Genomic DNA, 21,731 nt, shown 5'->3' with positions numbered 1-21,731 from the left:
TGCACCTAGATTTTAACTGTGAATTCTCGGTTCGGGATGAAGACTTGCCAGCAACTCGCTCTCTACTAATGATAATTCCTCCAGCCTGTCAATCACAAGAGTGCGATCGAAATAAGTTGTTGCTAAAATCCAATATACACCGTAATGGCGAGCTTCCGAAGCCATCAAACTGCGGTAAAATTTAGCTAATTGGGCGTCGGGACAGCGATCGCCCAGCAGCCCCAACCGTTCGTGACTGCGCGCTTCTATCAAACCAGAAACCAACAAAGAATCCAAAAGTCTCTCCGGTTCCTGCTTGCGAATTTGGGCGGACAAACCGGCACCGTAGGGGGGTGCGGCCAAAGGGCCTAAAGCAATGCCGCGCTGTTCTAACCGCTGGTTGACTTGCTCGAAATGCTCTAATTCTTCGCGGGCGATCGCCGTTAGCATCCTCACCAATTTTTCGCGGGCTGGGTAGCGAAACATTAAATTTAACGCTACTCCCGCCGCTTTCCGCTCGCAGTGAGAATGGTCTAATAAGATTGTATCCAAATGGGCGATCGCCTGTTGCACCCAAGCTTCCGAAGTCGGCTGTTTCAAAAACTTAATAGTTGGCAGTGTTGAAGTCATTAGTCAGTAGTCATTAGTCAGTAGTCAGCAGTCAATCGATTTTAGATTTTAGATTTTAGATTTTAGATTTTAGATTCAAGCATTGACCCCACGGATAAAGTCGGGGGGCAAGTTTCATCGGATACAGGTTTTTTATTTCTGGACGGATGAATCACGTGGCGGGTATCCTGGATGCTTTCGGTCATTATCAGCAGTCACTAGCCAGCATTTATCCTATTTTACACAATTTTTCAAACACCGCATACATATCACCAGCAAACTTTTTCGGATTCCACAGCGGCGACAAATTGGCGGAATCTTTAGATTTCACCAACTGTGCTTTAATTGCATTTCTCAATTCACGTTCTTTGCCCAATTTTACACCCACTTCCACATATTCCGACCAAGACAAAGCCACGCCTGTTTCAATTCCCAAAGTCTGCAAAAACGAATAACCCATTCTCGACAAACATTGCTCTCCTGTGCGAGTCACCACCGGCAAATTAGACCACAAAGCCTCTAAAGTTTGAGTTCCTCCGTTGTAAGGATAAGAATCTAACAAAACATCTGCCAGCAAATAGATAATTCTGTGTTCTTCCTCAGTAGCAAACCTCGGCAAAAACTTAATTCGGTGCTTGCTCACTTTCTCAGCTTCGCAAGCTTGGTGATACGCACCCTCAAACACTGCTGCATCCCCTAAAGCTTTGTGAATTAAGATACTGTTCGGCACTTCTTTGAGAATCGCAATTTGTGCTTTTACCAACTCGCTATTGAATTTTCTGCCGGGACTGACGCACAGGTAAACTATCTGATCCAAGCCGATCCGATGCGACCTTCTCAATGCAACTGGATCGACTCCATATCTCTGAAAACCGGACACCGCTACAAAGGAATCAGGCATCCTAATTAGCTGTTCGTCATAATATTTTTCTTGCCCTGCTGGGTGCGAGTGCCCGTCTGTAAGAAAGTAATTTTCCGGCGATATGTAAGGGGCGTCAAATCCCAGCCAAGAAACACAAACTGGTGCGGGTTTTTGGTAGAGAATGTCAGCGTGAACTGGTACGCTGAGAGAATCTAAATCAACTAAAACGTCCAATTCATCTTGCTGAATTTGGTCGATAATTTCGGCAGAATTGGCAAGTCCGTTCGGGTAGGTTGTGGGAAAAGTCAGTTTGCCAAAACTTTCAAATTGCTGAGTGCGATCGTCAGGAACAATTCTTTCGGAAGCGTACAAATACACATGGGGTGTGATATCGGACAATTCGCGAATGATGTCAGCGCTGCACCAACCTACAGAATGGCGGCTAAAGTGATTGGACAAAAAGCCGATTTTTAACTTGCTGGATGGAACCCTTGGTTTGAAACTGTAATTTGCGGGTTGAGAAAAATTAGGTTTAATACATTGGTCGATATACTTTTGGGCAATTAATCTGTAAAGTTTTGAGTTGGCTGCCAAGTCATCTCGCAAATAGGGCGTGCTGAATAACAAGTTTGCATAAAGCGATTTAATTTCCACCGGGCTAGCGGTTTCTAAGTTTTGCTGCAAGTATGACTCTAGTTCTAAAAATCGATCGCCCGCAATTTGATTTAATCCCGACACTTGATAGGTGCTGATGAAGTAAATCGCGGTCATAATTGGATCGGTTTCGGCACACATTTGGCTGTATTGGTGTACGGCTTGCCGCGCGGCAGCTAAATCGCTAGTATCTCTGAGGATGCCACACAAATGTTGGTGGGCAGAAATAAAATCTGGTTTAATTTCTAGGGCTTTTTGAAGGTTGGGTATTGCGTCTTTAAATTGACCTTGGTAGCGCAAAACTCGGCCAATTTGACAGTATGCTTCGGCTAAATCGGGTTTGAATGCGATCGCCTGCTTCCATGCAGCCACCGCCTCATCTAACTTCCCTTGCTGCGCTAATTTATCTCCTAAATTTAAGTGAAAATCTACTTGAGCAAGGTGGGGATTGAGTTCGAGAGCTTTTTGCTCGTATGCTACGGCTGCATCCGGCTGCCCCTGCTGCTTCAGTGCCCCTGCCAAATTCCAGTAAGCAGCAGCCAAATTTGGTTTAAGTTCGATCGCCTTTTCGTAATTGACAACCGCCTCCACCAAAAGCCCTTGTTTGTAGAGCATACTGCCCAAATTAGCATAAGCCTCAGCAAAATCGGGATTCAGAGCGATCGCCTCGGAATAAAACCGCATCGCTTCCTCAATTTGGCCGCTTGCTTGCTGCACATTGCCCATTGTCACGTAAGCCGCCGCCCAATCCGGTTGCAATTCCAGAGCTCGGCGACAAGCAGCGACGGCTGCTGCTAAATTGCCTTGAGAGTAATAGGTTTCTGCAGCGACTGTCAGCGATGCAGCATCTTCAAATTGGGGTGTTTCGGATTGGTTGCGAAAATCGGAATTCATTTTGCGGCCTATCTGTGCTATCAAGTTAAAGGTTGAATCTATATTATTTTGCAGAGTAGCAGTTTTAGCGGAACTACGGGCGATCGTCACAGAGAATTTATGAGCGACAAGCAAGCGACACAGCGCCAACATAACATCAAGTGGAAACCAAACCTCCTGCTGGGGATACTCTTGTTAACCTTAGCAATCCCCTTACCCTTTGCCCAAAAGACTTTCGCACAGCAGCAGCAGACAGCCAGCTTTCGGCAGAAATTATTTCAAACTGCTCTTTATTTCACCCTATATTTTGAGGGTGGATTCAGCAATCACCCTGCCGATAAGGGTGGCAGAACTTATCGGGGCGTCTTGCAAACGGAATACAACGCCTACCGCTACAGTCGTGGGCTTCCGCCCCTCGACGTGACGCAGATGTCGGAAGCAGAGCTCCTAGAAATTTATAAATATTACTGGGATTCGAGCCTTTCGGGCACGATGCAGCCGGCTTTGGCGATCGTCATGTTTGACACCGCCGTTAATTTCGGTATTAATAACTCAATTACCTTTCTTCAGCAAGCATTAGGATTGCCGCAAACGGGAGTTTTTGACCCGCGCACCAAGGAAGCGCTGAAAGGGGCAAATAACAAAAATACCGCACTGCAAATGATTAATGAACGAATTATTTACCGCTACAAAAGGGTGCAAGAAGATCCGACTCAGATGGCTTTTTTCCGGGGTTGGTTGAGTCGCGATTATAGTTTGTGGGGCTATGTAAATAAGATTAAGTAGTTGACAGTTGACAGTTGACAGTTGACAGTTGACAGTTGATTGTTATTTCTTATTCTATATTTGTGGAACAGACATCTTGCCTGTGTTCTATAAATGGCGTTGCTGATTTACGGTATGAATAAACTTTTCTCCAACGTTACAAAACTCACCATACTTGGCCCATAGCAATTGGGAAATTTTTAATTCATACCTGTATTCAGCAAAACCAGCTTTTTAAAAGAAGCAGAAGTATGAAAGCAAAAGAACGTAAAACGACCTCGCGCTTTAGATACCCGACTTCTTTAAGAAGTCGGGTATCTGAGTATTCTGTTTTTTTAGGTTTGTCTACTTATATCATTTCCGGTTACACCGGAATGATGTTGACGGTTGACGGTTGACGGTTGACGGTTGACGGTTGACAGTGAACAGTCAACAGTGAACAGTGAACTGGAATTTACTATTCCGATGCTAACGGATTTGATATTACTTGCCGCAATTAGCAAAAGTAGAGAACAAGTTATGACCTTGAACTTTCGACGCTTGCCATGTATTACGCCGATCGCCAAAAAAACTTGTATCTCTACCAACGTAGCTTTGCCAACCTAATGCAGCAACAGTTGGGTACTGAGCGGGAAAATCCCCTAGCAGAGGAATGTCTCGCGAGTCAAGTTTCCATCCTACCTTTCTGCTAAATTCTTTAATTTCTTCTTCGCAAGTTTGACAATTTAAACCCTTCCCCGTCTGTTGCCAAATCTCTAACTGCGGAGTGAAGCCGTATTTATTATTGCTGTGTTGCATCCACAATTGGTCGATCGCGCGGAGGTTAGGACAAGACGTGGGGTTGTTGCGGAGTATAGAGACGGTTTCGCGATCGGCGTCGTCCCATTTCTTAGCTTCTAATAAGGTTTGCAGTTGCCTGAATTCGCTGCTGGTTTCTTGGGCGCTAGCTGAAAAAGCTGGCTGCAAAACAGCAACAGATGCGGTGATGAATACTAGGGTCATTTTTCCAAATTTAAACATGATGCTCCTCCCAGTAAAAGTGATTTAACAAATGATTCGTTTTTAGTGCCTACCTCATTGAGAAGGGCAATCACAGGATTGCCCCTACGCTGGAGTTGGCTCTAAACCAACACAAAATCCGATTCAGTAATCGAACTATTCAACCCAGTGACTGTTGCCAAAAGTTGATTAGTTGAGGCCAATTTCAGCAGCGTTCCTCCCGCAGTTTGACTAATTTCTAACTGCTGGAAATTCAAACTGTTATCGATCGCAAATTTATCGATACCCACCTCAAAATCAAGCACCGTATCCGAGCCGCCACCTGGAGTTAACAAAAAGCGATCGATCCCGCTACCTCCTGTCAGAAAATCGTTGCCATTTTCGCCGCTGAAAAAATCATCTCCCAAACCGCCAAGCAAAGTATCATCTCCCTTGCCACCGTACAAACTGTCATTGTCGATACCGCCGTCCAAACTGTCAGCACCGCGGCCTCCAAATAGGATATCAGATCCACTGCCACCTGTCAGCATATCTAGTCCCCGGCCACCGTAAATGCTGTCATTACCGCTGCCACCATCGAGGGAATCACTAGCTTTTCTGGCACTGATAAAATCGTTACCGCTGCCGCCGATTAAAGTATCGCTATCATCAGTACCGACAAGATTTTTGCCCTCATCACCGAGAATTTCAGGAGAATTATTGACAAGTTCCACATCACCTTGTACAACCGGAACAGCAGGTTGAGAAGGTGCTGGATTACCTTGAATTTTGGCCGTTAAAAATTCGCCTGTATTTTCGGAAACTACCTGTGCGATTGGTTTTGTGCCAGCCGCCGCTTCTTCGAGGGCGATCGAACTTTCACCTAATGTCACCTTTTGGACTTTGGCAATTTCCGAGGGAATAAACTCAGGCAAAAAGTTAGATTTAACTTTATCCGTGCTTTGATTTGCCTCAGCCATTACCTTCGCAGCTTCCGGGGCAATTTGGGAAAGTTTTTCAGTGTTGAGATTGGTGTCAATTTCTTTGACCTTGGCAACAGATTGCTCGATAATGCTTTCTACCTGTGCCGCATCGCTCACATCCAGGGAACCACCGGATTTAATTTTACTGTTAATTGCCCCGACAACAGCTTTGACGATCGCAGCATTGTCCGCCGTAGATGCACCGTCTATGAGGCTGCTGGTTTGGGTGATGACGTTGTGGACTTTTGTCATGGCGACTAGAGTTTCAACGCCCCCAGGCTCATTTTTTGCTGTAGAGGCGATCGGATCTAAGTCGCTCAAGTCAACTCCCGCAGGAATAGACAGAGTAGATTTAACTTTTGACTCGGCTTCACTCTGCGTCATTCCCCCAGCCATCAAATCAGTTACCAAACTGGTTAACAAAGTGACAACATTAGCATCCGCAGGTGCAGAAAGAGGCATTTCCAGCGGCAAACCTGTCGCAGTATCCGTCCCGCCAAAAGCAACTAAATTGCCTTCATCTGCATCGATTTTCCCATTTTTATTTTTGTCGAAAGTCTCCAAGGGAATATCGAGCTGATATGCACCGTTAAAGTCAGTAGTAGTTGATGGTTCGTTACTATCTTTAATGCCATTTTTGTTAGCATCTAGGAAGATGGTTGCACCGGAGATGTAACCATCAATAACGTTGCCTATAATAACGCTCGTCTCAAGAAGAGGATCGTCATCGTCATTATTGTAAGCGGAAACAATTGATGTAGTTAACCCGGAGTAATTGGGATCGGCGCTAACAGCAGGGTCGGCAATAATAAGGTAATTTTGGTCTCCATCAAATACAAAATCATCAACGCCTCTTACACTCACCATCTGTATTGCATTCCAATTAGTAGAATTGAAGGTAACAGTTGGCCTGTCAATTACTCCTTCTCCCGCATTATTGGTACTAAAAGTAATACTCACATCAGCAGTAGGTGGGCTGTTGAGTTTGACAAAGAATCTGGCTGCGTCACCTGTTTCCCAAGTGACTAAGAATCCCAGTGGTACATTAATAATAATGTCTGGAGTTGCAAGTATCAGTGGGGGCGTCCCTAGTGTCGGCGTCACTGGCGTCACTGGTGTCGGCGTCACTTCTGCAGGCGTCGGCGTCACTTCTGCAGGCGTCGGGGTGACTGGCGTCGGCGTCACTGGCGTCGGGGTGACTGGCGTCACTGGTGTCGGCGTCACTGGCGTAACTGGCGTCGGCGTTGGTGTCGGCGTAACTGGCGTCGGCGTCGGTGTCGGCGTCGGTGTCGGTGTCGGCGTCGGTGTCGGCGTAGTGTCGTTATCGTCGATCGCCACTATCACCCCTGGCACCGAAATTTCGTTATACTTAGCATCAGTGCTGGTTGCAGTGTGAGTAATATTAGCGCTGTCTGTACCTTGGGCAACTGTATCGTCAACAGCTTTTACCGTAACGGTTTGAGCAACATTCCAATTATTTGGAGTGAAAGTCACAGGGGCGATCGGCTGAATCTGATTATTGGTTGTGAGATTGATGGTAACGGGGGCTGTTGGCTGCGACTTTAATTTGAGCTGGTAACTGCCATTCGCGCCGCCTTCTGTAACTTCCGTTTCGGTAAGACTAACAGAAACACCAGCAGTCTCATTGTCCTCATTAGTAATGCTAACATCCGCTACATTTCGGTTGTTATATTTCGGATCGGTACTAACAGTAGTACCCGTGACAATTGTGTAGTCAATATCACCATCACCAATGCGATCGTCAACCCCAGTTACTGTTACCTCTTGCGGTGTATTCCAGTTAATAGGAGTAAATGTTAAACTATTAGTCGAAACTGTTCCTTCGGCAACATTGTCACTTTTTAAACCGATAGTCACGTTAGCAGTTGGTTTGGTATTCAGGACTATATCAAAGTTGGCAGTGTTCCCATCTTCGTCAGTAGTTAATCCCTCAGTCGAATTAACCGTAATTCCCGAAGTTTCATTGTCACTGTTGGTGACGGTGACATCATTAGGATTAAGGTTATTGTAATTAGGATCGGTGCTGACAGCAGCCGCCGTGACAATTTTGTAATCAATATTGCCATCAACTACCAAATCGTCAACACCAGTCACCGTTACTGTTTGCGGTTTATTGTAGTTAGCGGGAGTGAAAGTTAAGCTATTCGTCGAAACAGTTCCCTCCCCTGTATTGGAACTACTCAAGCCGATGGTAACGTCAGCAGTTGGTGCAGCCTTTAATTTGACCGTAAATTCTGCTTTGCCACCAGATTCTGTTGTTGATACCGCTTTTCGATTAACCCTAAAGCCGGCCAAATCATTATTTTTGATAGTAGTAGTAGCCGTTTCAGTGGTAATAGTTGGTGTTACCCCTGGATCTGTGGGATTTGACAGGGTGACAGCAATAGTTTCATCTGCTTCAATTATGGTGTCGGCTAACACATTGAGAGTAATCGTTTTCGATTTCTGACCCGCAGCAAAATCAATCTGACCAGTAGTAGCAGTTGCTCCAGAAGTGCCACCGATATTGTTGTAATCGCTGCTATTTGTAGCAGTTCCTCCTATTGCGTAATTTACACTGCTGGCAGCATTGATACCTCCACTGCGAGTCACGGTAAAAGTAACGGGAGTAGTGATAATGTTGCGTTCGGTCATACTGGCAGTATCAGTAGCAATGGCGTAAGCTATGGCATTAGTATCATTAGCTGCGATCGTCAATTTTGCTTGATTTGTTTTACCTGCAATCCCATCAGTAATCGTGCCAAAGTTGAACACCGCTGTTTCGGCGTTTTCTGCGATATTGTCAGCTTTGATAGTGACAGCAACATTCTGAGTGAGAGTGTTAGTACCTGCACGGAATGTGACAGTGGCAGGTGAAAAAGTGTAGTCTGAATTTTGGGTGGCTGTGCTGCTAGAGTCAATTACGATCGGGACTGTCAAATCTTTGACGGGACTGCTGCTGATTGTCACCGGAATATCAACAACCCTATTCGCGTTTCCTTCTCTGCCGCTGTAGGTAGCAGCACCAAAATTCACTACAGGCGTATTGTTGTTGTTGAGCAAAACCGAGACGTTGCTAGATTCTTCAGTATCGTTTGTCGTAGTTAAGTCTGTCAGGCCATCAGCATTAAAGTCCCCAACAGCAATGATAAAGGGATATTCCCCAGCCGAAAAGTTGGCGGGCGCACCAAAACTGCCCGTACCATTTCCCAACAAAATGGAGATACCATCATCGTTCGTCACAGCTAAGTCTGACTTGTTATCGCTGTTAAAGTCCCCAACAGCAACGCTATTGGGAAAGTCCCCCGCATTAAAGTTAGTGGGAGCCCCAAAGCTGCCTTTCCCTGTCCCCAACAGGATTGATACGTTGTCAGATTCGTCAGATTCGGTGTTTGTTACAGCTAAATCTGGCTTGTTATCCCCATTGAAGTCCCCTGTGGCGAGCCCGATCGGATCGTTCCCCGCCTTAAATTTAGTAGGAGTCCCAAAGCTGCCTGTCCCTGTCCCCAACAGGATCGATACATTATCAGAAGAGTCTATGAAAGCTAAGTCGAGCTTGCCGTCAGCATTAAAGTCTTCCACGGCGAAAAACCGCGAATTCGACCCATTAACATTAAGGTTAGTAGGAGCCCCAAAGCTGCCTGTACCAGTTCCTAACAGGATCGATAGATTGTTATTGCCTATCGTAACTAAATCTAGCTTGCCGTCGCTGTTAAAGTCACCCACACCAACACCACGGCCAAAATCTGACTTCCCATCAGCTTCCCCCGTATCAAAGTTCGTGGGAGTGCCAAAGCTACCTGTGCCATTTCCCAACAGGATGGCTACTTGACCTACATCTGCGCTGTCCCTCTTTACAGAAGCTATGTCGAGGTTGCCGTCGCTGTTAAAGTCCCCTAATGCCAGACTTATGGGCTTAAAGCCGATGTTAAAGTTGTTGGCAGTGCCAAAGCTGCCAGTGCCTGTGCCCAACAGAATCGAGATGTTGTTAGTTCCTTGATTCGCTGTGGCGATATCTGGCTTACCGTCTTTGTTAAAATCTGCTACAACAACGTCACTCGGCCCTTCGCCGACAGGGAAGCTGGTTGCGGTACTGAAGATAGACATGATTAATTTACCTATTAATTGACAACAGTCGTTTCTGATGTTTGGAGTTGTAAAGCCGAATCTGCGAGACCCTAATTTGGCAATGTACTCTCTAGTTAAAAGTTGTATTTGAGATAGTACCAGTAACTACTTAAAACGTCAATTCATAAAATTCATAACCTAAAGTCATAAAAGTCATATTGGTAAAAATATATTTCAATAAGTAGACAATCTAGCAAATTTAAGAGAAATCATATATAACAGAAATCTAGGGATATAAAAATGCGTGGCTCCTGTACAAATCACTTAAAATATGAAACTATGACGGTAGAAGAAGCAATAATCTTTTTGGACAATCTGGTATACGAACAAACGGAAAAACACCTGAGTCGGTTGCAACAGTCGATAATTCGAGGCGTTGTAGGGGGTTTGACCTATCAAGAAATTCAGCAAAACGATCCGATCGCCCGCGGGTACACAGTGGGCTACCTGGGGCGGTATGTCGGCTACAACTTGTGGAAAGAACTGACAAAGGTACTGAGACAAGCAGAAATTCTCGGTCAAGAAGAAAGAGTAGTCGGAGCAAATCTTTGGGACTGTATCATGAGAGCTGTACAAGGCACACAACCCGCTAAATCTGTCGATCCGATGTTGCAAAAGCTGCTGCGGATGCGTTACCGAATTAGAGAACATTTGGTGAACACCGAGTACAGCGATACCTATCTGGCTGAAGATGAAAATTTGCCCGATCGACCTTTGTGCCTCGTCAAGCGCCTCAAAAGCCAGTCTGAGAGAAGCAGCCATTTATTCGATCGAGAAACGCGCGTTTTATATCGATTGGGCCAACACGATCGGATACCAGAATTGTTAGCTCGCTTTGAAGAAGATGGATATTTTTATTTAGTCTATCAATTCATCGAAGGGCAACCCTTGTATCAAGAACTAATCGAAGGTCAACCCTGGCAAGAACATCAGGTTATCGCTTTGTTGAAAGATATCTTAGAAGTGCTTGTTTTTGTTCACAAACAAGATGTAATTCACCGCGACGTTCACCCTCAAAACTTAATCAGGCGGACATCAGATGGCAAGATTGTATTAATTGACTTTGGGGCAGTTAAAGAAATCAACACTTCACCAAACAGCATCGGTCAAACGAAATCGCGCGGCGGTACTCAGCAAGACTACATTCCTCCCGAACAAGCCATCGGTTCCCCGAAATTGTGCAGCGACATCTATGCTGTGGGGCTCATCGGGATTCAAGCCTTGACAGGAATGCGCCCGAAACAACTCAGAGTTGATAATTTAGGCAATCTCATCTGGCAGAAAAATGCAACTGTCACCCCGGAGTTGGCTCGCGTTTTAGACAAGATGGTGCTTTACCATTTCCCCCAGCGTTACCCGTCAGCAACCGAAGCTTTGGAAGCACTTCAAAAGTTGGGAGTTAGTTGACAGTTGTCAGTTGTCAGTTGACTGTTGACCGTTACCAAATCCCACTTTAATATCCCCCTCTTTAGTCCGCGCAGGCGGACTTTGTTTGTGTAGTAGCGGTTTCAACCGCCGAGTCTTATTGTTGTGCCGATCGCATTTCCCACACCCGCAGCACCCGGTTTACAATGCGAGTGATCTTATTGCCGATCGATTCATCCGCTACCATTACGCCTCGATGGACTGAGTAAAAACGCTCAGCCCGACCAATGAATCGGGCGCTAATTTCCAAGGAACAAGGAAAAAGGCTGAAGGAACAAGGAACAAGGCTGAAGAAACAAGGAACAAGGCTGAAGAAACAAGGAATTTTGTGTTTTAACTAACCAGCAAGAAAAATTATTGAATTCTGCCGAATGCCTTTTACATAAGAGCCTTCAACCTTCACTTGACTATCTCTCTAAAGTTAGATAAAATAATTCATATTTTATGCTTAGCAGTTTTAACCAAATCTTAGGCAGCTTTGTATAGCGGGCGACAATATACCTAAAGTCTTAATTGTTACCTTGGATACGTATAAACCCCAATAATTGGAGGGAGCGAGAAATTGGAAGTTTTTGAACGAGCACAACAACTGCAAACGCCCTCAACCCGAATGGCTGCTGTCCAGTCTTTTTCCAAAAAAGCGAGTATTGCAGTAATGGCGATCGGCTGTATAGTCATTTTGGGGTGGATATTCGATCTGCCACTCTTAAAAAGCATTCTGCCCGGACTCGTGACGATGAAAGCCAATACTGCGGTGTGCTTTATTTTGGGCGGGTTTTCTCTATTCATCCAACAGCGGCGGCGGCCAGAATTAACAGCAAGAAAGTATCAAAAAAAGCATAAATATTTAATTTTGGTATGTTCATTTTTAATTATATTAATTAGCCTATTAACCCTAGTTCAATATAGCTTTAATTTAGATTTAGGCATCGACCAACTGCTATTTAAAGAAAGTTACAGGTTGACAACCCCCGGAACACCAGGACGCATGGCACCGAATACTGCTGGTGCTTTTTTATTGCTGGGAATAGCGCTGCTGCTGCTGTCAGAACGTCGGCCTAAATACTTGCGGATTCAAATTTTAAGCTGTTGTGCATTTTTAATTGCCTTTATGGGTTTGATAGGCTATTTCTACGACAAAGCTTTATTTTACCAAATTGGCAAAAATACCGGCATGGCTTTGCACACTGCCGCAGCATTTATGTTGCTGAGCTTCGGTATTTTATTTGCCAGTCCAGAGCGAGGATTGATATCAGTAATGACGAGCGATCGCGCGGGCGGCATCATGGCGAGGCGCTTGTTGCCACGGGCAATCATTATCCCGCCTTTAGTCGGTTATTTCATCCTATTGGGAGATCGGTTACAAGCCTACACGCCGGAGGTAGGGATATCGCTGTTAAGTGTATTGAACGTGATTATTTTTACAGTTCTGATTTGGCAGAATGCCAAAACTCTCTGCAGCGCAGACCGGAAGCGCTATCGAGCGGAACTGGGACTGAGGAAAGCTAAATTAGACTTAGAAACTCAAGTTGAGAAACGGACTCTCCAACTGCAAATCACCAACGAGCAATTGCAGCAGCAAATTTTCGACTCTCAAACAACAAAGCAGGCGCTTCAAAAAAACTATAACCTGTTGATGGCAGTCATCAACAGTACGCCCGCCGCCCTATTTGTCAAAGATATTCATGGCCGTTACCTAATGCTTAATGCTGCAGGAGCCAGTATAATTGGCAAGTCTGTAGACGACATTATCGGCAGAGATGACAGCGAGTTATTTCCGCCGGAAATTGCGGGCAATATTATAAAAACCGATCGCCCAATTATGGCAGCGGGAACAACGGAAGCGATCGAAGAAGAACTGCCAGTTAAAGGCAATTTGCGGACATTTCTTTCTACAAAAAGCGCTTACCGGGACGGACAAGGAAATATCAGCGGTATAGTTAGCATCGCGCGGGATATTACTGAGAGTAAACAAGCCGAAATCGCCAACAGAAGTCTGGCAGCAATTCTGGAAGCGACCCCCGATTTTGTAGGTATCTCCAACCTCGAAGGACGCCCGATTTACATCAACAAAGCAGGCAGAAAAATGGTGGGTATAGGCGAAAACGAGGATATATCCAAGCGACAAGTTGCAGAATTCACGCCAGCGTCAGGCCGCAGCAATTTGAATCAAGCGATCGCCACCGCTGTTTCGGAGGGCTTTTGGAGTGGAGAAACAGCCTTCGTGTCAGCATCGGGACTCGAAATTCCCATCAGCCAAGTTATCATCTCCCACTCCGCACCGGACGGCAAACTCGCATACATTTCGACGATCGCCCGCGACATCAGCGATCGCAAACAAGCTGAACAGGCGCTGCAACTGTCACAAGCTCGTTTCGCCGGCATTTTAGAAATTGCCGAGGACGCGATTATTTCTGTGGATGCTGACCAAAAAATTATCCTGTTCAACCAAGGTGCAGAACGGATTTTTGGGTGGACGGCTGCTGAGGCGATCGGGCAATCCCTGAGCCTGCTGTTGCCCGAAGCTTTTGCCACGCATCATAGTCACCTCGTCAGCAATTTCGGCGGTGGCGTTAAACAAGCCCGAAAAATGGGCAACCGCAAAGAAATTTTCGCCCGCCGCCGAGATGGTACGGAATTTCCCGCCGAAGTTTCTATTTCCAAACTCGAAGTGGCAGGCGAAATCATATTCACAACTATTTTGCGCGACGTGACAGCCAGCCGCCAAGCCGAAGAATCTGTGCGTCTGAGCGAGGAAAGATACCGATCGCTGGCAATGGCCACCGCACAGATGGTTTGGACGACCAACGCTAGCGGAATCTTCGACAAGCCTCAGCCTGATTGGATAGCTTATACGGGCATGAGTTGGAAAGAGAAGGACAACTGGATAGAAGCAGTGCACCCAGAAGACCGCGATCGCACAATTCAAGCTTGGATGGGGGCCATAGAAACAAAAAGTCTCTACGAAGTCGAGCACCGCTTGCGGGCTGCCGACGGCAGCTACAGACACTTCTGGGTGCGGGGCGTCCCCCTTTTGGCAGCCGACGGCAGCATTCGCGAATGGGTGGGAACTCACACCGACATTAGCGATCGAGTCCAAGTTTTGGAAGCACTCAAGCAGTCCGAGGGACAGTATCGATCGCAAGCAGCCGAGCTCGAAAAAGCTGTCCAAGAGTTGCACCAAGCTCAAACTCAACTAATCCAAACCGAAAAAATCTCTTCTCTCGGCCAGCTAGTCGCCGGCGTCGCCCACGAAATTAACAATCCGATTAACTTCATCTACGGCAACATCACCCACGCCAACGAATACGCCACAGACTTGCTCGGTTTGCTCCACCTTTACCAGGAAAAATACCCAAATCCCGTCCCGGAAATTGTAGAAGCAGCCGAAGATATTGAAGTCGATTACTTAATGGAAGACTTTACGAAGATTTTGGAATCAATGAAAGTTGGAGCCGATCGCATCCGCGACTTAGTTGTATCCTTACGCAACTTTTCCAGACTCGACGAATCGCAGATGAAGCGAGTAGATATTCATGAAGGAATCGAAAGCACTTTGCTAATTTTGCAGCACCGGATTAAAGCTAATGTACTTCGTCCCGCTATTGAGATTATCAAAGAATACGGCAATTTTCCAAAAGTCGAGTGCTATGTAGGTCAGCTCAATCAAGTATTTATGAATCTTTTAGTAAATGCGATCGACGCCCTCGAAGAGTACAACAGCACTCATTCTTCAAAAGAAATATATGCTCGTCACAACCGAATTCGGATTAGCACAAGTGCGAATTCCGAGACAGTAACAATTCGGATTGCCGACAACGGCATGGGAATCAATCAAGAAGTTATTGGCAAGTTGTTCGACCCATTTTTTACTACTAAACCAGTCGGCAAAGGCACAGGCTTGGGGCTGTCAATCAGCTATCAGATTATAGTTGAAAAACACCGAGGCAAATTGCAGTGTATTTCCACGCCTGGGGAAGGTGCAGAGTTTGTCATCGAGATTCCCATTTGCCAAAAAGTATCGCCTCTAGTCACAGGAAATAATCAATTAGCAGCAGTTGGTAGTTAATTGTTAGTTGCGATCGGTGGCATCGGAATTAATATTACCCGAAATCAGGAAACGGCAGTGCCGTTTCCCTACAATTATATCATTCCGAAGCTAGCGGATTTGATATAACCGGGCGGTTGGAAACCGCGTCTACACAAACGATGTCCGCCTCCGCGGACGAAGAAATATCGAATTTGAGATAAATGTGCGATGGCTTACGCCCCGCTACGCTACGACTCTTCAACCCGCGGAGGCGGGTTTTGTCTGTGTAGACGCGGTTTCAACCGCCGGGGTTTTTGGGTTGATGGCCGATGGGATTTTTGGGTTGATGGGCGATCGAATTTGAGAGAAATGTGCGATGGGATTTGATATCATTCCGGCACAGCCAGAATTGATATGACATAAGCTCTGCCTCAAGATCGCCCCAAACTGCAATAATTCTTTACAATAAAATAGTAAATATGATTATTCACTTAAATAAATCCCTTGAAAATGCCTGTAAACCAACTTTCTCCAACAACAGCCTCCACGCAAACACCGACACTCGACTTTGACATAGCCATCGTCGGAGGTGGCATAGTCGGGGCCACCTTAGCCAGCGCGTTAAAAGATTCTGGATTAAAAATCGCTATAATTGAAACCCAACTCCCCGCCGCCGCCGCAGCCAAAAAACAAGCCTATGCAATCACCCTGCTATCAGGAATGATCTTAGAAGGTATCGGCGTGTGGCAGCAAATCTTGCCGCAAATCACCACCTTCGAGCAAATTAGCCTCTGCGACGGCGACTATCCCGGTGTCGTCGAATTCCACCGCCCGGATTTGGGAAATACTGGCAAATTGCCCGTACCAAAAGCAGCTTTAGGTTACGTTGGCGAGCACGGAGTCATGCTGTCAGCTTTGCAAGAATCTTTGGCAAAAAACCCGAATTTTAGTTGGGTTTGTCCGGCGGAAGTAGTCGAGGTAAAATATTTAACCGATTGCGCGGAAATAGAAGTCAAACAACACGGCGAAACCCGCACAATTCGCACCAAATTATTAGTCGCAGCCGACGGTTCGCGATCGCGCATCCGCACCGAAGCCAACATCAGCACTCGCGGCTGGAAATACTGGCAATCCTGCGTTGCTATCACTATTAAAGCAGAAAAACCGCACAATGATATCGCTTTTGAGCGCTTTTGGCCGAGCGGCCCGATGGGAGTTTTACCATTACCTGGGAACCGTTGTCAAGTTGTTTGGACAGCACCCCACGCGGAAGCAAAAGCTTTGCAACAAATGGATGAAACAGAGTTTTTGACTTTGTTGGAACAGCGCACGGGCGGGCTTTTGGGGCGTTTGGAATTGGAGAGCGATCGCTTTTTGTTTCCGGTGCAGTTAATGCAGAGCGATCGCTACGTTTTGCCCAGATTAGCACTAATTGGGGACGCGGCCCACTGCTGCCATCCCGTGGGCGGCCAGGGATTAAATATGGGCATTCGAGACGCTGGGGCGATCGCCCAAATCTTGCAGCAAGCGCACCAAAAAGGCGAAGACATCGGCGATTTGCGAGTATTGAAACGGTATCACAACTGGCGGAAAAAAGAGAATTTAATCGTGTTAGGATTTACCGATTTTCTAGACAGATTATTTTCTAATACTTGGCTGCCAATTGTAGCATTTCGCCGCTTCGGATTGTGGTGTTTGCGGACAATTCCCCCAGTGAGATTTTTAGCCTTGCGCTTGATGACCGGTTTAATGGGGCGGCCGCCCAAATTAGCGCAAAATTAGAATAAACCGGGTTTTTTCCTATGTTGCTTGCATTCTAGCGGTGTTGCCACAACCGCCAGGGGTTGAAACCCCTGGCTAATAGCGAAAGTCGGTTGAAACCGACTGAAAATCCGATATAAAAATGAAAAACTCTTTAGTCCTCTTCAGAGGACTTTTGCTATGAGACAGGGGTTTCAACCCCTGGCGGACTATCGGGCTAACCGAGGTTTCTCGCCACTCGCACCATCAAAGAAACCGGGTTTTTTCCTCAATCTTTGCAATGTTACGAAGTTGGTCGCAAAAACGCGGTACAATGATCGACTCAGCTCGAACCCAGCCCTGACGGCAATAGAAAAACTATGCAGCCCGAACAAGAACAAGAAATTCTCAACCTGCGCGATCGCCAATTAACGCCCAAACAAATTGCCCGAAAGTTAGGATTGAAAGCATCCGAAGTCAGTACCTTTCTTCAATCTCATGCAGAACAAACAGCCCTCGCTAGCGCCGAAAAAGGAGAGTTATTGCCCGTTGCTCAATGTCTCGTGGATGTAAATTTTGCGAAGGTATTGTTGGGGAATGAAACCTCTGAAACGAGCGGTTTGGGTTTAGTGGTGGTGACTCGTTCCAAGGGATACAATCGTTTTGTTACAGCCTCTTATTTGATCGACTACTGGTGTTTGGGAGTCAAGGATGTCATCCCGCCACGTAACTGCAACGATAGCCAATATAAAAATTTCGTTCAGCTTTCTTACTCGCAGTTTATGCAAGAGTACGAGGAGATTAGTTTAGAGCAAGCACAAGCCCTGGTTTGGGGTGCGATCGCTTATGCCAAAACATTAGGCTTTGAACCGCATCGCGATTTCGAGCAGTCGAAGGCTCATTTAGGAGAATCAACCAGCGAAATTGGCTTGAAATTCGGTCGCAATGGAAAACCTTATTATATTGAAGGGCCTCACGATAATACAAGGAAAATTATCAATACGCTTAAAAACTCTGTGGGAGACGGTAACTTCGATTACTTGTTCGGGATGGGGTAGAAATTGATACGGGGGAGCGTCAACCGCCAAACCACCAATCATGGTAAAATAAACATCGGTGTTACTGACAACTCCCCACAATGGAAGAAACCCGCGCCCAAGCTTATCGGCAATTGATAGAGACACTCCTGACTTGTCCCAAAGGTGAGACACAGCAGATATTACAGGCTAACTTAGAATTGGTAGATTCGGGGTTTCTCCAAGTTTGCGAGGTAGTAGCAGAAAACCTGGCAGAGGAAGGACAGGAAAATCACGCTAATTTTTTACGGAATTTTGCCAGTCAGATAGGGCAATTATTGGGTACGAACGATGACGGAGAGCGCGATTACTGTGAAATTGAAAATTCACAAGAGTATGAAAACTTTATCCTAGAATTATTGCAAGCCGAACCTAGCAGTAGCAATATTAAAGTAATTTACTCCATTCTCCGTAAACGGCAACATCTCCTCAATGCTAATTTTGCCGAAATTTTACAGGAAGTGGCTAAGAATTTAATTGCCAAACATCCAGAAGCAATTGAGTTAATTCTCCGTGACAGCGGAAATTTAAGTATTCATATTAGTAACTTTCCCGGTGGGAAGAAAACAAATAATATTGAAATAGCAATTACTGGTTATCAAATAGTTTTAAATAATCGGGAACCGGGGAGCGAAAAGTTTGCTCAAACTCAAAATAACCTAGCTGCTGCGTATACTCACAGAATCAAAGGTTCGCGGGCGGATAATCTGGAACGGGCGATCGGCTTCTTTCAGGCTGCTTTAACAGTTCTTACCCGTGAGGATTTCCCTGAACAATGGGCAGCGACTCAACATAACCTAGCTAATGCGTATACTCACAGAATCAAAGGTTCGCGGGCGGATAATCTGGAACGGGCGATCGAGTTTTATGAGGCTGCTTTAACAGTTTATACCTTTGCGGATTTTCGCGAAAAATGGGCAATGACTCAAAATAATCTAGGTAATGCCTACAGAAACAGAATCAACGGTTCGCGGGCGGATAATTTGGAGCGGGCGATCGGCTTCTTTCAGGCTACTTTAACAGTTTATAACCTTGAGGATTTCCCAGCAGATTGGGCAATAACTCAAAATAACCTAGGTAATGCCTACAGCGACAGAATCAAGGGTTCGCGGGCGGATAATCTGGAACGGGCGATCGGCTTTTTTGAGGGTGCTTTAACAGTTCGTACCTTTGAGGATTTCCCTGAAAAATGGGCAATGACTCAAAACAACCTAGGTAATGCCTACAGTGACACAATCAAAGGTTCGCGGGCGGATAATCTGGAGAGGGCGATTGAGTTTTATGAGGCTGCTTTAACAGTTCGTACCCGTGAGGATTTCCCCGAAGATTGGGCAATGACTCAAAATAACTTAGCTATGACCTACAGTGACAGAATCAGCGGTTCCGAGGCCGAAAATCTGGAACGGGCGATCCTTTGTTACCGAGATGCACTTTCAATTCGTACCCGCGAAGCTTTCCCACAAAATCATGCAAAAACTTTGTTTAATTTAGGTAATCTTTACCGAAGTAACCAGCAATGGCAACTAGCTTATGATACCTATGCCCCAGCGATTGAAACAGTAGAATTTTTACGGGGCGAGATTCAATCTGGGGATGAAACCAAACAGAAATTAGCCGAAGAATGGAATAGACTTTATCTGGGCCTGGTAGAAGTTTGCATCGAACTGCAACGCTACACCGAAGCTGTGGAATATGCCGAACGCAGCAAAGCCCGCAACCTTGTAGAACTCTTTGCCAACCGTGACATCAAACCTAAAGGCAATATCCCCGAAACTGTTCTCAACGAATTGTCGCGCCTCGGTCGAGAAATTGAGGCCGAACAGCGACAACTGGACATCCAACAGATAAACCGTAACAGTAATGGTGGCAGAATATTGGGAGAACCCAGCCTCAAAATCGACAGCCTAACCACTAGCCGCGATTCTACTCATCTCACCAAATTGCGTAAACAACTCGATGAATTGATTGCTCATGAAATTACATCAATTGATCCTGATTTTAGCCTAACCCAAAAAGTTAAGCCCATCCTCTACAAAGACATTCAAACTCTGACAGGTGAAAACACCGCTATTCTTGAGTGGTACATCATAGGCGATAAATTTCTAACTTTCATCATCACCCCGCAATCCCCAACACCAATAATCTGGCAATCTTCAACAGAAGACTTTCAAGCCTTGGTAAATTGGGATAACGAGTATCGGAAAGACTACAAAGAGATAAAACCCCAATGGAAGCAAAAGCTAGCCTCCCGCCTCCAAAACCTAGCTGAGATTTTGCATCTTGATGAGATTTTAAAGAATATTCCGAAACCGTGCGATCGACTGATTTTAATTCCCCATCGCTTCCTGCATCTTTTCCCCCTTCATGCGTTGCCAATCTCCCACGAAAGGGATTTTGAAAGCGGATGCACCGATGAAATCGATTCTTCTATCACTGTATCCCTTTCCAAATCCGAATCGTGCCTTCTCGACTTATTCCCTGGTGGAGTCAGCTATGCCCCCAGTTGCCAACTACTGCAACAGGCTTCACAGCGACAACGCCCTAATTTCTCTCACCTATTTGCTATTGCCAATCCTACCAAAGACCGCTACTTACTTGAACTGCAAGCCGCTAACATCCGTCACAAATTCAAGTCTAATGATTTCTTGGCAAAAGATGATGCTAATAAGAACGCAATTCTAAACGCGAAACTCAGCTTTGCCAACTGCGCCCATTTCGGTTGTCACGGCAACTTCGAGCCTGCCTCCCCTTTGGAATCATCCCTGGTATTCGCCAATAAAGAACGTTTGACACTATTGGAAATCTTTAATCTTGACCTAAATCAATGTCGTCTTGTCACTCTCTCCGCCTGCGAAACTGGATTGACAGAATCCAGAACCAGCGATGAATATATTGGCTTACCTTTCGGATTTCTCTTAGCAGGTAGCCCTAGTATGGTAAGTACCCTTTGGAAAGTGGATGAACTCGCCAGCACTTTGTTACTGATTCGGTTCTATGAAAACCTAGAAACTCTATCAACGGTTACTGCTCTCAATGAGGCACAACAATGGCTGCGGAATCTGACCTCAGAGGCGCTTGAAGCATTATTAAAATGCCTCAAACCGCAAATCGATCAAACATTTAAACTGTTGCCCAAAAAAGAACGCACACGCTTTGTTAATGCTCCTCTGGATGGCGCACTGAACCGGAAGCCGTTTCCTTTTGCTGAACCTCATTACTGGGCTGGCTTCACTGCAATCGGCGTTTAGCAATCCTGACAAAAATTGTCCAAATTTTTCGTGCTTATGTAAATAAGTACCAGTGTTAATGGTACTCCTGGGTAAACGCCAGCAGTTATTAGCGAACCCAATGCAACAGCAAAACCTTGACTCAATACGTCTTTAAAGGCTTGCGTACAAATATGAGGACGCAATTTCTCGGCTGATTTTTCTAACCAGCTAGGCTCATTTGGGTTTTTTGCATCTAGATCGTTGTCTAATTCTCCTGACTTAATTGCTAAGGTTTCGGCTGCATATTCTAAATCGCCTTCACACTCTTCAAGTACATCAAGAGCTATTAGAGCATCGGGATATTCTTGTAATTGGGAGCGATACTGTTCAATTTCTGATTGGGTAACGGTAGTCATTGGG

12 protein-coding genes are annotated in these 21,731 nt (G+C 45.7%); 6 read left to right on the top strand and 6 right to left on the bottom strand.

The window, feature by feature from the left end:
- Nucleotides 1-12: 12 nt before the first annotated feature.
- Nucleotides 13-609, bottom strand: a complete 597-nt coding sequence (locus QT990_RS09125; RefSeq protein WP_333140001.1) for a tRNA isopentenyl-2-thiomethyl-A-37 hydroxylase MiaE — start codon at nt 607-609, stop codon at nt 13-15.
- A 208-nt stretch (nt 610-817) separates the two neighbouring features.
- Nucleotides 818-2,998 carry a tetratricopeptide repeat protein gene (locus QT990_RS09120; RefSeq protein ID WP_333140004.1) on the bottom strand — a complete coding sequence of 727 codons (2,181 nt, stop codon included), beginning with the start codon at nt 2,996-2,998 and terminating at the stop codon, nt 818-820.
- Nucleotides 2,999-3,097: 99 nt separating this feature from the next.
- On the opposite strand from QT990_RS09120, the gene QT990_RS09115 reads away from it, so the two are divergent.
- Entirely contained in the window at nt 3,098-3,763 is a 666-nt protein-coding gene (locus tag QT990_RS09115; RefSeq protein WP_333140089.1) for a glycosyl hydrolase 108 family protein, read from the top strand.
- A 462-nt stretch (nt 3,764-4,225) separates the two neighbouring features.
- On the opposite strand, the gene QT990_RS09110 is transcribed toward QT990_RS09115, so the two are convergent.
- Nucleotides 4,226-4,762: a GUN4 domain-containing protein gene (locus QT990_RS09110; protein ID WP_333140006.1), complete on the bottom strand. Its 537-nt coding sequence runs from the start codon at nt 4,760-4,762 to the stop codon at nt 4,226-4,228.
- Between the two features lie 101 nt (nt 4,763-4,863).
- On the bottom strand, nt 4,864-9,810 hold the full coding sequence (locus tag QT990_RS09105) for an FG-GAP-like repeat-containing protein (RefSeq protein ID WP_333465150.1): 4,947 nt from the start codon (nt 9,808-9,810) through the stop codon (nt 4,864-4,866).
- 300 nt (nt 9,811-10,110) lie between these two features.
- Between QT990_RS09105 and QT990_RS09100 the strand changes: the two genes are divergently transcribed.
- Both QT990_RS09100 and QT990_RS09095 read left to right on the top strand, forming a co-directional pair.
- Complete coding sequence (locus tag QT990_RS09100) at nt 10,111-11,238, top strand: serine/threonine-protein kinase (protein WP_333140010.1); 1,128 nt, start codon at nt 10,111-10,113, stop codon at nt 11,236-11,238.
- A gap of 580 nt (nt 11,239-11,818) precedes the next feature.
- Nucleotides 11,819-15,325 carry a PAS domain S-box protein gene (locus QT990_RS09095; protein ID WP_333140012.1) on the top strand — a complete coding sequence of 1,169 codons (3,507 nt, stop codon included), beginning with the start codon at nt 11,819-11,821 and terminating at the stop codon, nt 15,323-15,325.
- 259 nt (nt 15,326-15,584) lie between these two features.
- Here the strand turns inward: QT990_RS09095 and QT990_RS09090 are convergent, their stop codons facing one another.
- Nucleotides 15,585-15,707: a hypothetical protein gene (locus QT990_RS09090; RefSeq protein ID WP_333109292.1), complete on the bottom strand. Its 123-nt coding sequence runs from the start codon at nt 15,705-15,707 to the stop codon at nt 15,585-15,587.
- Between the two features lie 89 nt (nt 15,708-15,796).
- Between QT990_RS09090 and QT990_RS09085 the strand changes: the two genes are divergently transcribed.
- From QT990_RS09085 to QT990_RS09075, 3 genes are all read left to right on the top strand, one after another.
- Complete coding sequence (locus QT990_RS09085) at nt 15,797-17,068, top strand: FAD-dependent hydroxylase (protein ID WP_333465149.1); 1,272 nt, start codon at nt 15,797-15,799, stop codon at nt 17,066-17,068.
- A gap of 338 nt (nt 17,069-17,406) precedes the next feature.
- Nucleotides 17,407-18,084, top strand: coding sequence for a DNA-binding response regulator (locus QT990_RS09080; protein ID WP_333465148.1), 678 nt, complete (start codon nt 17,407-17,409; stop codon nt 18,082-18,084).
- Nucleotides 18,085-18,164: 80 nt separating this feature from the next.
- Entirely contained in the window at nt 18,165-21,350 is a 3,186-nt protein-coding gene (locus tag QT990_RS09075; RefSeq protein ID WP_333465147.1) for a CHAT domain-containing tetratricopeptide repeat protein, read from the top strand.
- On the opposite strand, the gene QT990_RS09070 is transcribed toward QT990_RS09075, so the two are convergent.
- Nucleotides 21,347-21,727, bottom strand: a complete 381-nt coding sequence (locus QT990_RS09070; protein ID WP_333300238.1) for a hypothetical protein — start codon at nt 21,725-21,727, stop codon at nt 21,347-21,349. The genes QT990_RS09075 and QT990_RS09070 overlap by 4 nt on opposite strands.
- Between the last annotated feature and the right edge of the window lie 4 nt (nt 21,728-21,731).

The organism is Microcoleus sp. T3_B1, from assembly GCF_036700445.1.
GTDB lineage: Bacteria > Cyanobacteriota > Cyanobacteriia > Cyanobacteriales > Microcoleaceae > Microcoleus.
Note: the sequence above shows the minus strand (reverse complement) of the source record. Positions and strands in the feature narration are given on the sequence as shown.